At 65.7% G+C, this 13,385-nt stretch carries 14 protein-coding genes and 1 pseudogene; 7 read left to right on the top strand and 8 right to left on the bottom strand.

The genetic code is table 11. The annotated features are described in order from the left end of the window. The first annotated feature begins 82 nt into the window (after positions 1-82). The 7 genes from fliL to fliR all read left to right on the top strand — a co-directional run bounded on the left by fliL (position 83) and on the right by fliR (position 4,652). Entirely contained in the window at positions 83-589 is a 507-nt protein-coding gene (fliL, locus tag P5W98_RS13965) for a flagellar basal body-associated protein FliL (protein WP_421025002.1), read from the top strand. Between the two features lie 108 nt (positions 590-697). Then, the gene (fliM, locus tag P5W98_RS13970; RefSeq protein ID WP_129563413.1) at positions 698-1,696 is read left to right on the top strand and encodes a flagellar motor switch protein FliM; all 999 of its coding nucleotides are present in this window, start codon (positions 698-700) and stop codon (positions 1,694-1,696) included. After that, a complete protein-coding gene (gene fliN / locus P5W98_RS13975; RefSeq protein WP_421025003.1) occupies positions 1,689-2,159 on the top strand; it encodes a flagellar motor switch protein FliN in 471 nt (156 codons plus the stop codon). The genes fliM and fliN overlap by 8 nt, the downstream gene beginning before the upstream one ends. Further along, positions 2,156-2,701, top strand: a complete 546-nt coding sequence (gene fliO / locus P5W98_RS13980) for a flagellar biosynthetic protein FliO (RefSeq protein ID WP_421025004.1) — start codon at positions 2,156-2,158, stop codon at positions 2,699-2,701. Before fliN ends, fliO begins: the two co-directional genes overlap by 4 nt. Next, complete coding sequence (fliP, locus tag P5W98_RS13985; protein ID WP_421025005.1) at positions 2,701-3,534, top strand: flagellar type III secretion system pore protein FliP; 834 nt, start codon at positions 2,701-2,703, stop codon at positions 3,532-3,534. The genes fliO and fliP overlap by 1 nt, the downstream gene beginning before the upstream one ends. Before the next feature lie 10 nt (positions 3,535-3,544). Continuing rightward, positions 3,545-3,814 carry a flagellar biosynthesis protein FliQ gene (gene fliQ, locus P5W98_RS13990; RefSeq protein WP_421025006.1) on the top strand — a complete coding sequence of 90 codons (270 nt, stop codon included), beginning with the start codon at positions 3,545-3,547 and terminating at the stop codon, positions 3,812-3,814. Between the two features lie 46 nt (positions 3,815-3,860). After that, a complete protein-coding gene (fliR, locus tag P5W98_RS13995) occupies positions 3,861-4,652 on the top strand; it encodes a flagellar biosynthetic protein FliR (RefSeq protein ID WP_434718060.1) in 792 nt (263 codons plus the stop codon). A 25-nt stretch (positions 4,653-4,677) separates the two neighbouring features. Here the strand turns inward: fliR and P5W98_RS14000 are convergent, their stop codons facing one another. The 8 genes and pseudogenes from P5W98_RS14000 to flgJ form a co-directional block, all read right to left on the bottom strand. After that, on the bottom strand, positions 4,678-5,625 hold the full coding sequence (locus P5W98_RS14000) for a ShlB/FhaC/HecB family hemolysin secretion/activation protein (protein ID WP_434718061.1): 948 nt from the start codon (positions 5,623-5,625) through the stop codon (positions 4,678-4,680). Positions 5,626-5,743: 118 nt separating this feature from the next. After that, positions 5,744-5,956: pseudogene (locus P5W98_RS14005) on the bottom strand (ShlB/FhaC/HecB family hemolysin secretion/activation protein); the annotation flags it as partial. A 419-nt stretch (positions 5,957-6,375) separates the two neighbouring features. Then, positions 6,376-6,858, bottom strand: coding sequence for a hypothetical protein (locus P5W98_RS14010; RefSeq protein WP_434718062.1), 483 nt, complete (start codon positions 6,856-6,858; stop codon positions 6,376-6,378). Between the two features lie 189 nt (positions 6,859-7,047). Beyond that, positions 7,048-7,695 (bottom strand): filamentous hemagglutinin N-terminal domain-containing protein, encoded by a 648-nt coding sequence (locus P5W98_RS14015; RefSeq protein ID WP_434718063.1) that lies wholly within the window; start codon positions 7,693-7,695, stop codon positions 7,048-7,050. Positions 7,696-7,960: 265 nt separating this feature from the next. Further along, the gene (gene flgL / locus P5W98_RS14020; RefSeq protein WP_421025011.1) at positions 7,961-9,220 is read right to left on the bottom strand and encodes a flagellar hook-associated protein FlgL; all 1,260 of its coding nucleotides are present in this window, start codon (positions 9,218-9,220) and stop codon (positions 7,961-7,963) included. A gap of 11 nt (positions 9,221-9,231) precedes the next feature. Then, a complete protein-coding gene (gene flgK / locus P5W98_RS14025; RefSeq protein ID WP_421025012.1) occupies positions 9,232-11,256 on the bottom strand; it encodes a flagellar hook-associated protein FlgK in 2,025 nt (674 codons plus the stop codon). A gap of 162 nt (positions 11,257-11,418) precedes the next feature. Next, complete coding sequence (locus tag P5W98_RS14030) at positions 11,419-12,174, bottom strand: flagellar brake protein (RefSeq protein WP_421025013.1); 756 nt, start codon at positions 12,172-12,174, stop codon at positions 11,419-11,421. 177 nt (positions 12,175-12,351) lie between these two features. Continuing rightward, on the bottom strand, positions 12,352-13,377 hold the full coding sequence (flgJ, locus tag P5W98_RS14035) for a flagellar assembly peptidoglycan hydrolase FlgJ (RefSeq protein ID WP_434718064.1): 1,026 nt from the start codon (positions 13,375-13,377) through the stop codon (positions 12,352-12,354). Between the last annotated feature and the right edge of the window lie 8 nt (positions 13,378-13,385).

The raw sequence follows: 13,385 nt of genomic DNA on the forward strand, positions 1-13,385 counted from the left end.
TGGCGATCGGCAACGAAGCGCCACCCGGCCCCGACAACAGCATGATCAGCACGATCACGACTCACCCAGGCTCACGACCGACATGGCGACCACGACCGCAACCCAGCAAGCCGCGCCCCAGGGCGCGCAACCCGGACCGCTGAAGCGCATCCTTCTCATCGTGCTCATCGCAGTGCTTGCCGCCGGCGCGGCGGGCGGCGGCGTCTGGTTCTTCATGTCGCGCCACGCGGCGAGCGCCCCGGCAGCCGCGAGCGCGCCCCCGCCGCCCGCCGTGCCCGTCTACTACGCGCTCGAGCCGATGACCGTCAACCTGCAATCCGACGACGGCGAGACGCACTACCTGCGCATCGGCCTCACGCTCAAGCTCGACAGCCAGGCGACCCAGGACGCGCTCGTCGCGCACATGCCCGAGATCCGCAGCCGCCTGCTGCTCGCGCTCTCGAACAAGCACCCGGCCGATCTCGCGCCGCTCGACGGCAAGCGCGCGCTCGCGACCGAGCTCGCCGCGCTCATCGCCCAGCCGTCCGATTCGCGCGGCACCGCCGGTCACGTCGAAGACGTGCTGTTCACCGAATTCGTCGTGCAGTAAGCCCAGCATGGACACGTACATGAACCCGCGCGTTCGCCTGCATGCCATGCGCGCCCGCGCGGGTATCGCGGATATCGCGCAGCCAATCCGGAGCCTTGCATCATGAGCATGGGTCACGACGAGTTCATGTCGCAGGAGGAGGTCGACGCCCTCCTCAAGGGCGTCACCGGCGAGATCGAAACCGAGGCCGCCCAGACCGAAAAACCCGGCGTGCGGCCGTACAACATCGCGACGCAGGAACGCATCGTGCGCGGGCGCATGCCCGGGCTCGAAATCATCAACGAGCGTTTTGCGCGGCTGCTGCGCGTGGGCATTTTCAACTTCATGCGCCGCACCGCCGAGATTTCCGTGGGCCCCGTGCGCGTGCAGAAGTACAGCGAATTCACGCGCAACCTGCCGATCCCGACGAACCTGAACCTCGTGCACGTGAAGCCGCTGCGCGGCACGTCGCTGTTCGTGTTCGACCCGAACCTCGTGTTCTTCGTGGTGGACAACCTGTTCGGCGGCGACGGGCGCTTTCACACGCGCGTCGAAGGCCGCGACTTCACGCAGACCGAGCAGCGCATCATCAGCAAGCTGCTCAACCTCGTGTTCGATCACTACACCACCGCATGGAAAAGCGTGCGCCCGCTCACGTTCGAATACGTGCGCTCGGAAATGCACACGCAGTTCGCCAACGTCGCGACGCCCAACGAAATCGTGATCGTCACGCAGTTCTCGATCGAGTTCGGCTCGACCGGCGGCACGCTGCACATCTGCATGCCCTACTCGATGATCGAGCCGATCCGCGACGTACTCTCCTCGCCGCTGCAAGGCGAGGTGCTCGACGTGGACCGCCGCTGGGTGCGCGTGCTTTCGCAGCAAGTGCAGGCCGCCGAAGTGGAGCTCACCGCGGATCTCGCGCAAGTGCCGGTCACGTTCGAGCAGATCCTGAACATGAAAAAAGGCGACGTGCTGCCGATCAACATTCCCGAGCACATCGTCGCCAAGGTGGACGGCGTGCCGGTGATGGAATGCGGCTACGGAATTTTCAATGGTCAATACGCGTTGCGGGTCCAGAAGATGATCAGCGCAGCCGACACGATGAAGGAAGGTGGATATGAGTGACGTGAACGCCATGCAAGGCAGCGAGCCCGTGCGCGACCCGGCCCCCGCGGCCGATGCGGCCGGTGCAATGGAGTCAATGGACTCGATGGACGACTGGGCCGCCGCGCTCGCCGAGCAGAACGGCCACGAAAGCCACGAAGTGGCCGCGCAGCCCGCCGCCGTGTTCCAGCCGCTCTCGAAGGTCGATTCGGGCGCGACGCGCAACGACATCGACATGATCCTGGACATCCCCGTCCAGATGACCGTCGAACTGGGCCGCACCAAGATCGCCATCCGCAACCTGCTGCAGCTCGCGCAGGGCTCGGTGGTGGAGCTCGATGGCCTCGCCGGCGAGCCCATGGACGTGCTCGTGAACGGCTGCCTCATCGCCCAGGGCGAAGTGGTGGTGGTGAACGACAAGTTCGGCATCCGCCTGACCGACATCATCACGCCCTCCGAGCGCATCCGGAAGCTCAATCGATGAAACGCCTTGCCGCATCCGGCTGCGCGCTGGCAAGCGCATGCGCATGGCTCGCCGCCATGCCCGCGCGAGCCGCCGACTTGCAGACCGTCAACCAGGCCGTGAACGAAGCCGCGCGCTCGGCGTCGGGCGCATCGGCGGTGATCGTGGGCAGCGCAGCGCCCTCGCTCGGCTTCGGCGCGGTGCTGCAAACCGTGTTCGGCCTGCTGCTCGTGATCGGCGTGGTATTCGGCTGCGCATGGCTCGCGCGGCGTCTCGGGCTCCAGCATGGTCCGAAGAGCGCACTCGTGAAGACCGTGGGCGGCGCCTCGCTCGGCGGCAAGGAGCGCGTGGCCGTGGTCGAGATCGGCGACATCTGGCTCGTGCTGGGCGCCGCGCCCGGCAATGTGCGGCTCCTGCACACGATGCCCGCGGGCGAACTGCCGGCCGCTGCCGGCACCGGTGCCCCCCTCGCCCTTCAAGGCAACTTCGGACAACGCTTTCGTGACGCGTTGAAACACGAAGCAGGCAAACGTTTCAAGCGTCACGACGGCGGAGCGCAGTAATGCACGGCAGCACCCTTCCCGGCGCGCGCACTCGCGCGCACACGTCCTCGATCGTGAGCCTCGCGCGCGCGGCATTGCCCGTTGCGCTCGTGCTCGGTGCGGGCGCCGCAGCGCTGCTGCTGCCGCACCTCGCGCACGCACAGGCCCTGGCGCAGCCGCAAGGCCTGCCCGCCTTCAACACGAGCCCGGGCCCGAACGGCGGCACCACGTATTCGCTGAGCGTGCAGACCATGCTGCTGCTCACGATGCTGTCGTTCCTGCCCGCGATGGTGCTAATGATGACGAGCTTCACGCGCATCATCATCGTGCTCTCGCTGCTGCGCCAGGCGCTCGGCACGACCACCACGCCGCCCAACCAGGTGCTCGTGGGCCTCGCGCTGTTTCTCACGCTGTTCGTGATGTCGCCAGTGCTCGACAAGGCGTACAACGACGGCTACAAGCCATTCGCCGCCGGCACGCTGCCGATGGACGAAGCCGTGACGCACGGCGTCGCGCCCTTCAAGACCTTCATGCTGCGCCAGACCCGCGAATCCGACCTCGCGCTGTTTGCGCGCATCTCGCACGCAGCGCCCATGCAGGGCCCCGAGGACGTGCCGCTCACGCTGCTCGTGCCCTCGTTCGTCACGAGCGAATTGAAGACCGGCTTCCAGATCGGCTTCACGATCTTCATTCCGTTTCTGATCATCGACATGGTGGTGGCGAGCGTGCTCATGTCGATGGGCATGATGATGGTTTCGCCCGCAACTATCTCGCTGCCATTTAAGCTCATGCTGTTCGTGCTCGTGGACGGCTGGCAGCTGCTGATCGGCTCGCTCGCGCAAAGCTTCACCTGAGGAGTTCGCCATGACGCCCGAAACCGTCTTGACCCTTTCGCACGAAGCCATGTACGTGGCGCTGCTGCTGGCCGCGCCGCTGTTGCTCGTGTCGCTCGCGGTGGGTCTCGTGGTGAGCCTGTTCCAGGCGGCCACGCAAATCAACGAAAGCACGCTCTCGTTCATTCCCAAGCTCATCGCGATTGCGGTGACGCTCGTGATTGCCGGACCGTGGATGCTCACGACGATGCTCGACTACATGCATCGCATGTTCGCGAGCATTCCGGCGCTCGCGAGCTGAGCGGTCATATTCCCGCACGCTTTCCTGCGTTCGCAGACGCCCGCCGATGTTCACCGTCACCTACGCTCAGCTCAATCTCTGGCTCACCGCGTTCCTCTGGCCGTTCACGCGCATTCTCGCGCTGGTGGCCGCCGCGCCGCTGGTGGGCCATCGCTCCGTGCCCACGCGCGTGAAGATCGGGCTTGCGGCGTTCACGACGCTGATCGTTGCACCCACGCTTCAGTCCATGCCGCAGGTCACGGTGTTTTCGGCTGAGGGCGTGTGGATTCTGGTTAATCAGTTTCTGATCGGCGCGGCACTGGGCTTTACGATGCAGATCGTGTTCGCGGTGGTGACGGCGGCCGGCGATTTGATGGGGCTGGGGATGGGGCTGGGCTTTGCGTCATTCTTCGATCCGCAGGCCAATACTTCTACGCCTGCGCTTTCGTCGTGGCTCAACATCATGGCGATGCTCGCGTTTCTCGTCTTCGACGGGCATTTGCAGATGATTGCCGCGCTGGTGGAGACGTTTCATAGCGTGCCGGTGTCGGCGAACGTGCTTTCCGGCAATGGCTACCGGCTGATCGTGAGCTGGGGCGCGACGGTGTTCAATGCCGGGCTGCTGCTCTCGCTGCCGGTGGTGGTGGCGTTGCTCATCACGAATATCTCGCTCGGCATTTTGAATCGCGCCGCGCCGCAGATCGGGATCTTTCAGATTGGATTTGCGCTCACGATGCTGGTGGGCTTGCTGCTGATTCAGCTGATGATGCCGAATTTGATTCCGTACTTCGCGCGGCTTTTCGATGGCGGGGTCGAGCAGATGGGGCGGGTCGCGGCGGGGTTGCGGCCAGTGCCGTGAGGTTCTGCAACACCGTGCGGCCTCCCTAAATCGCCGCCGTAACCGTCACCCACGTCTGCTGACGCGCCGCATGCTCGGGCGCGGGTCCCGCGCGCATCGCGTAGCTGATCTGCGCCGACACGCGCTTGCCCCTATAGCTCGCACCAATCCCGTAACCCTGCAAGTGCACCGACGCCCCCGTCATGGCGCCATCGCTGCGGATCCGGCCGCGCGCGTCGACATAGAAAACCTGCAACGCGACGCCCGGCAGCGGCGGGATGAACTGGCTCACGCCAACGGAAGCAATCACGCCGTCGTCGACAGACGCGGTGTTCTGGTCGTACGCGCGCACGGCCGTCGGTCCACCCAGGCCGAGCCGCTGCGAACCGTTCAGGCTGCGGCTCGCCCATTGGCCATGCACCGAGAGCGTCGCTTGCGTGGTCGATGTCAGCGCCTGAATGAAAGTCGCGGACGGTTCGATCTTCAGGGAATTGAACCGGCGGTCCACATACTCGGGGTTGGCGCTGCTGTAGTCGTATTCCTTCTGCGTGGTCGTGCCATAGCTCGTGACGAAGCTGTACTGCGTCGCGTTGCGGCGCTCGCCCCACTTGCCGTAGTAGTTGCCGTCGGCCCGCATCGACGCAACGTAGTTGCGTTGCCGGCTCACGAGGATGTTGTCGAGCCGCTCGTCGGTCGTGAACCACGCCTCCATGCTCGCGCCGAGGTCGAGACTCGCATTGGCGGTGCGGATCACCGGCGAAGAGCCATATACGCTGGCAACGTCGGCGCTCCCCGTGCCGAGGCCGCTGAATTCCTCGCCAAGCTTGTAATCGACATGCGAGTACGCAATGCCCGCCCGGCTCGCGCCCAAGCCGGTCAGCATGTCGTAGGACAGCCGGCCGAGGCGCGTTCGCCCTTCTTCGCCCGAGCTCGTCTGCATGAAACGCGGCGTGAAGTAGACGGTCGCCTGCAACTGGTCGCCGAGGCCGGGCATGTACCTTCGAACCATTCTTCACGGCGACCGATTCCACATGGGCGCGCTCGATGCCGAAGCGCACCACGCCTGCCGTGACGGTCTGCGGCGGCAGCGTCACGCGCACGAGTGTATCGCCGCCGTTGTACAGCACCGTTGTCAGTTCGTCGCGCAGCGCATGCAATTGTGCGAGCGTCACGCTGCGCCCGCGCCACGGCGCGAGGAAGGCGTCGACGCGCTGCTGCTCCGCGTAGGAAAGTGCGCCATCGAAGGTGAATGCGTTGACGACGAAGCTGAACTCGCCCTCGGCGGGCGGCGTCTGGGCCGGCGTCGACGGCGGCAACGCGCTCACGCGCTCGCCGCCGGACTCGCCTTCGATGCCGCGCGTCGTATCGGCGTTCTGCCGGATCAACGCGCCGGCGTTGGGGAGTTCGAAGGCTTGTGCGGAAACATGCCACGCCGTCAGGCCGAGCAGCGGCAAACAGGCAGGGCCGAGGCGATGGCAAAGGTGCCGGTACCGGTTGGAGGCTTTCAAGGTGCGAAGAAAATCAGGGGTGCAAATCGGCGCGACCCAATCCGCAAGACATGCCGGCGGCGCCGGAACGCGAAAGGGTGTGGGAAGGCCAATCAGGGAAGGAGAGGCAACGCGTGCCTCCCCCTTGTCGTATGAGCCGGCCAATTGGCGCCAAAGCCGGCTGGAGACGGGCGGTTGATCGTCGGCGCGATCACCGGGAGAGTGCGCCCGGCAATCGATGCCGCCACTGCTGCCCGTTACTGGCCGCTAATGGTGATCGGCGTGGGCAGGTTGATCGTCGGCGCCGACAGCGTGCCCAGATACGTCGGGGCCGCGGCTTCCACCGTGATCGACTTGCCCGCCGTGTTGTTGCCCGCGATGACAGCAACCCCGCGCAGCACAATGTCGGTGGCCGCGCGAGTCTGCGTCGTCGGGTACTGGCCGATCATGCCGGTATAGGCGATCGTCGGGATGCCGGTCGCCGGATCGATCGAGACGCCCGGATCGACGGCCAGCAAGACGCCACCGTTGCGGCTTGTGATGTTGCCCAACTGGATCACGCCCTTCGTGCCGGTCTTGCATCCCGCGTCGGCGGGCGTGCAAACGCGATTAGTTGCGTGAGCAACTATATCGCCGTCGGCATTCACGTCGCGCAGCAGGAAGACGCTGTCACCCTCGACCGAGACGGTCTTGCCGCTCAGCAGCCCTGCCTGGAGCGTTCCGCTTGCGCCGATATTCATGCCGTTGCCGGCATAGGTGTTGACGCCGAGCTTTTGCGTGACGTTGGTGCCGGTGAGGTTGACCGAACCTTTCGTCGCTTCCAGGTTCGCGTTCTGGTTCAGGTTGCCTGTGCCCGAACCATCGGCCTTGATGGGCCGCGAGCGCGTTCTGCGCTTCGCGCCCGAGCATGACCTTGAAGCCCGAGCCGTTCATCTGCATGGCCACGCCGTCGGCGGCGCCGAGCGTGATGTCCTTCGCGCGAATCGTGCCCTGGCTGGTCGCCTGCGCGCCGAGCAGCACGACGGCTTCGCGCGCGTTGATCTGACCTCGTTCGAGACGACGCCCTGGCCGCCGTTCGCGGACAGGTTCATGATGCCGGTGACGGGTTCGCCGCCGTCCATGAACTTCTGGCTGTCGACGTTGAGCGTCGACGCCACCAGACTGCCCACGTTCACCTGCGACGTCTTGCCGAACATCACGCCCGAGGGGTTGACCACGAACACCCGGCCGTTCGCCGTCAGCGCACCGTCGATCTGGGTGGGCGCCGCCGCTGTCGTCACGCGGTTGAGCACCGCCGAGGTCGCGCTGGGCTGGTTGAACGCCACGCTCTGGTCACGGGCGATGTCGAAGTTGTTCCAGTTGACGACCATCCTGTCGGTGGCCTGGTTGATCGTCGTTTTGGCGCCCTGTGTGGCGATGGTGCCGATACCCGCCGCGACGACCCCGCCTTCGACCGCACCGGCGCCGTTCGCATAGCCTGGAGCCGCAGTCAGCATGGCAGGCATGATCGCGAGCCGGAATGCGGGCTGATGGGGCGTTCGGGAGCGTCGGTGGCGAATGGACTTGTTGTAGCTCATTTCCTGACCTTGTAACGAGTTCTTTTCATTACCCGGACGGGGCGCTATGGTCTATTCCCACGCCGGGTTCTCTTCGGATTGCTTATATAAGCGCATCTGAGAAATGTAGGTAAACGTAAGCAGAGCGAGGATTCTATTGGGTCGAAAGAAAGTGATACGTAAGATGACCCTTAAAAGAACCCGGGCTCAGAGATAAAAAAAGCGGAGGTGCGCCGAACGCGCACCTCCGCTTTTTGATTCAGGAAACCGCTCCTGGCAATGCCCGTCAGGGATTGATGTACTGGAATAGCGAAAGATTCTGAGTCGCAGCAAAACTCTTCTGAGAAGCGGTCAGCGCATTGGAAAGTTGCGTGTACTGAGCAATCGCTGCGGTCATGTCGGTGCTCGTGAGATCGCTGAGATTGGACGTCACCTGCAACGCATTCGTCGACGTCACCGTTTGCAGCGCCTTCACTTCCTGCTCTCTGCCGCCCACCGACGCCTGGATCGTGACCACGTTCGAGATCGAATTGCCGATCGCGGTGAAGCCGCTTTGCAGCGCATTCGTGAGATTGGCGCCCGCCGCCGGGCTGCCGTTCACCGGCGTTTGCAGCGCGGCGATCACGCTGTCGATGGTGCTGAACACGCTGCTGTTCTGCGGCGCCGTGGCCGGCGTGACCGAGAACGTATCGCCGGCCACGGGCGTGCCCGAAATCGTCACGTTCATGCCGATCTTGCCGGCGGCGCCGAGGTCGATCGGCGCGCCATCCGTGTAGGGCTGATTCAGCGCGAGCGTCGCCGGCGGATTGGTCGAGTTATCCATCACCGAATACGTGAGCGCGCCGGAGGTGGCGTCGGTACCGAACTGGATCGACAGCGGATGGCCATTGGTGGCCTGGGTCGGATCGGTCACCGTGACGCCGCTGATGGTTCCGGTGCCCGTGTTCTGCATGCTGCCCCCGGCCACGGCCTGCGAGCCCGCTGCCGAGACGCTCAGGAACACCGCCGCGCCCGTGTCGCTCACCGAGATCTGGCGCGAGCCGCCCACCTGGACCAGGCGCTGGCCGAAGTCGCCGTTATACGTCACGCCGCCGCCCGTGGCGTTGGTGAACACCTGCGACGTGCTCTTGAACCCCGAGAACAGATAGTTACCCTGACCATCGGTGGTGTTGGCGAGGGTGAGCAGCTGGCTGCGTTCGCCCTGCAATTGCTTGGCGAGCGCCTGGCGGTCGGCGTCGTTGAGCGAGCCGTTGATCGCCGACTGAACCTGCTGGCCGATGGCCTGCAGCGTGGTCGTCACGCTGCCGAGCGTCGAGTCCTCGAGCTGCAGCGAGGACAGCGCCATGTTCTGGTTCGACGCGTACTGCGTGAGCGTCGCGCTGGTGGCCGAGAGCTGCACGGCCTGGGCCGCGCCGAGCGGGTTGTCGGCCGGCGTCGAGAGCGATACGCCAGTCGAGATCTGCTGTTGCGTCTGGAGCAGCTGCGATTGCTGGTTCTCCATCGTCGCCACGCTGGACGAATAAAACTGGGAAGTCGCGATACGCATGGGTCAGCGCCTCACTGGAAGATGCCGAGCAGGGTCTGGAACAGCGAAGCCGCCGTCTGGATCACCTTGCTGTTGGCCTGGTAGAGCTGCTGAAACTGCAGCAGTTTGGCGGCCTCTTCGTCGAGGTTCACGCCCTGCACGGACTGCTGCTGCGAGGTGAGCTGCGTGACGAGCGATTGCTGCGAGGTGCTCGACGCCTTCAACTGGCTCGCCGTGTTGCCGATCGTGTTCACGTAGTTCGAGTACGCGTTGGTGAGCGTCTGCGAACCGGCGAACACCGTGCCCGAAGTGAGGTTCGCGAGCGCGAGCGCGTTGCGGCCGTCCTGCGCACCGCTCGTGTTCGGCGCGACGGTGAAGGTATCGCCGTCCGCGGGCGCGCCCGTCATCGTGAAGCTGACGTTGTTGGCCGTGCCGCTGGCGTCGCCGCTGATGGCGATGGTCGCGCCCGTGCTCGAGTCGTAGGGGATCGTCGTGGTGCTGCTCGTGATCGTGTACGGCGTGGGCGTGCTCGAGCCCGGCACGGTGACGGAGACCGTCGAGCCCACCGGAAATCCCGAGAGCGTGCCGGTGCCCGAGCCCGAGGCCGCATAGCTCAGTTGCAGGCCCGGCGAAGCCACCGCATAGCCCGCGCTGACCGTGCCCTGCGTGACGCTGGCCGTGCCCGTGTTGGTGCCGCCCGCCGCGACCAGCACCGGCGAGGCCGCCGCGATCAGCGATGGGTCGCTCGTCGCGACGGCGAAGCTGTCGAGCGCGCCCGCGGTCGGCTGGATCGAGAACGCGTCGCCGTCGTTCATGGTGCCCGTCGACGTGATCGACAGGCCGCTGCCGGCGGGCGCGAACGGCTTGCTCTGGCTCGGCTGGGTGGTGGTCGAGCCGAGCACCGTGTTGGTGGTCGTGTCGGTGAGCGTCCAGGTGCCGCCCGCCGCGCTCGAATACGAGAGCGTGTAGTTGTCGGTGGGCGGGTTCGCGGCGTTGGTGAGCGTGGCCGAGACCGCGCCGGTGCTGCTGGGGTTGTTGCCGAGATTGGCCGTGACGACCGGCCCGCCCACGGTAAACAGCGCGCCGCCCGGAGCGCCGCCGAGCGTGAGGCCGAGCGCATTTTGCTGGTTCACCTGGGCGGCGAAGCTCGTGGCGATCGCGCCCAGCTGCGCCTGCGCCGGATCCAGCGTGTTCTGCATGAACGAGACGAGGCCACCCACGGTGCCGCCCTGCAATGCCGCGCTGGAAAGCGGCTGCGCCTGGGTGGTCGAGCCCGGCAGCCCTTGCCAGGCCACGGTCATTTCCGCGGGGTTCGAGTTGGAGGACTGCGTGCCCAGGTTGTAGTTCTGCCCGCTCACCACGAGCGGCTGGCCGTTGCCGAGAAACACGCTATAGCCGCTGCTGTTCTGCACGACCTGCACGCCCACGAGCTGCGAGAGGTTCGTCATCGCGAGGTCGCGCTGGTCGAGCAACTGGTTCGGCGGCTGGCCGGCGCTGCTCGCCATCGAGATCTGCGTGTTGAGCTGCGCGATTTGCTGCGTGTAGGTGTTGATCTGCGTGACCGCGTTCGACAACTGCGTGTTCACGCTCTGGCGCATCGCATCGTATTGCTGGCCGGCGGCGTTGATCTGGTCGGCGAGCGACTGCGCGTCGGACAGCGCGGTCTGGCGCGTGGCCGTGCTCGCGGGCGAGTTCGAAACGTTCTGCAGTCCCGAGAAGAACGTCGTGATCGACGTGGCGATGCCCGAAGTCGGGCTGCCCACGAGGTTCGAGAGCTGCGTGGCAAGCGTGTACGACGCGGTGAGCGCGCTGTTGCTGGATTGCGCGGCATTCAATGCGCTCGTGAGGTACTGGCTATAGGCGCGCTGCACCGTGGCCGTGGTCACGCCGCCGCCCAGGTAGCCCGAGCCCGTGTACTGGCCGGCCGCTTCCTGGTAGACCGCAGTTTCCACGTTGTAGCCGGTGGTCGACGAATTGCTGATGTTCTCGCCGGCGGTGGCAATTCCGACCTGGGCCGCCTGCAACCCGGAAAGCCCGATCGAGAAGATATTGGACATGCTTGATCCTCAGGAGCGGCCTTTCCGGCACCCCGTCGATGGGGCGATGGGTCGTTGGGCCGCGTGGATGAACCCATGTAATAACGGCAGCGAGGCGCGAAAATTGAGCGCCTGCATGAGCATGTGCGTGAGCACCTGCGGCCCGCAGCCCCGTCGCGAAGCTCAGGCGCGCTGGAACGCGCGACGCTTCATTTCGAGCTGCGTGATGTAGCGCTGGAGGCTGTTCTCCGCCGCGCCCGGCAGCGCCACGAATCGGAAGCCGAGGTGATAGCGCCGGTCGCCGTTGGGCAAGTCGATGAAGCGCAGCACCGCGAGCGCGAGATCCACGCGCAGCGTGCCGTGCGAGCGCAAGTCGAGCTCGACGTTCGCGATCGTCAGGCCCATTTCGAAGTTCGCCGCGCGCTCGTCGGTCGTGCGCAGGCCGATGCCGCCGAGCGAGAGGTCGTGCACCTCGAACTGGAAGCGCTCACCGTCGGCGGGCATTGCGCCCCGGCACAGGCAGGGCTCCAGCACCGGCGTATCGACGCGGAAGTACTCGCGGCGCTGAATGTAATAGAGCACCTCGGGGAAATCGGCCTCGAAGGCGGGGCGGCCTTCGAATTCGGTCTCGCGCGGCGTGGCGGTGGCGAATTCCACCCGCACGCCGTCGGGCGAGGCGTGGAACTGGCAGCGCGCGCTCGCGAGCACGTCGCGGTTCTGCTCGGGGAGGGCGCCCCAGTCGAACACGAAGTTGCGCTCGCGCGTGTTCACTTCGAGGATGCGCGTGACCAGTTGGCCCGCGCCGTATTGCAAGGTCAGGAAGTCGCCGCGATTGGCGAGGTTGCGCAACTGCACGCCGACTTCCAGCGGGTTGCGCCGGCCATAGTCGGGGACTTCGCCTTCGTGAGCTTCCTGTTGATTCGACTGAACGGTATTCATCGGCCTGGCGGAATTTCGTGGACATGCCGGCGCGCCGTGGGCTGAACCGCCGCGCGCCGTCCTGGCGGTTATCCCCGCCCCAGATTTTTTTGGATCTCGCCTGCATTAGCGGCAGCCGCGGCCGGAAATTTAGGGGCGCCGTGCAAATATTCCGCGTTTGAGCTCACGAACACCCGATCAGACCATCTGCTGCATGATCGACATGAGCTTTTTTGCGTAGTGCGGGTCAGTCGCGTAGCCCGCGCGCTGCATGCCGTGCGCGAAGCTTTCCGCGCTGTGCGAGTTGTTGATCACCGAGGCGTAGCGCGGATTGTTCTTGAGCATGCTCGCGTAATCGGCCATCGCGTCGTCATAGGAGTCGTAGGCGCGGAACTTCTCCACCACGCGGTGCGGCGCGCCGTTCACGTACTCGGTCGTCATGGTCGAGACGGTCTTGCCGGTCCAGTCCTTGGTGGCCTTGATGCCGAACACGTTGTAGCTCGTCGAACCGTCGGCCTTCATGATCTCGCGCTTGCCCCAGCCCGACTCCAGCGCCGCCTGGCCGACGATGAAGCGCGCCGGGATGCCGGTGGCCGCGCTCGCCTGCTGCGCGCCGTTCGCGAGCTTGTTCACGAAGGCGTCCACCTTTTCGTCGCCGTTGCCGTGCATCGGCGGCGTGAGCGCGCTGTTGGCGTTCCAGCCCTGCGAGCGGCCGAGCGCGCCGTTCGCGGCGGCGTTGCCGTAGGCGCGGCCCAGCGCGTTGAGCATCGCCATGTTGCCTTCGTTGCCGCTGCCGCCCGCGCCCGACATTCCCGACATGGCGCCGGAAATGCCGCCCGCGCCGCCGCCGACTCCCCCCGCGCCACCCACGCCGCCCGCGCCGCCCGCGCCGCCTGCATCGCCGCCCATGCTGCGCATGAGCTGCTTGATCATGGCGTTCGCCACGCCGATGCCCTTGTTCGACATCTGCTGCGCGAGCTGCTGGTCCATCATCGAGACGAACTGCGCGCCGTCCTTCGAGTCGAGCGGGCCGTCGTCGGGCGTCGCGTCGCGCATGCTTTTGAGCATCATCTGCGTGAACACGGCGTCGAACTGCTTCGCGGCCATCTTCACGCCCTGCTGCGGCGAGGCATTGGCGGCGGCGCGCATCGAGTCGAAGCCCTGCACGTCCAGCGCGAAGCGGTTGGTGAGGTCGAGGCTGGTGCCGAGATTCGCGTTGTCCATGTTCGCTC

Origin of the sequence: Paraburkholderia sp. A1BS-2L (assembly GCF_051125205.1) — a bacterium.
In the GTDB taxonomy this organism is placed as follows: domain Bacteria; phylum Pseudomonadota; class Gammaproteobacteria; order Burkholderiales; family Burkholderiaceae; genus Paraburkholderia.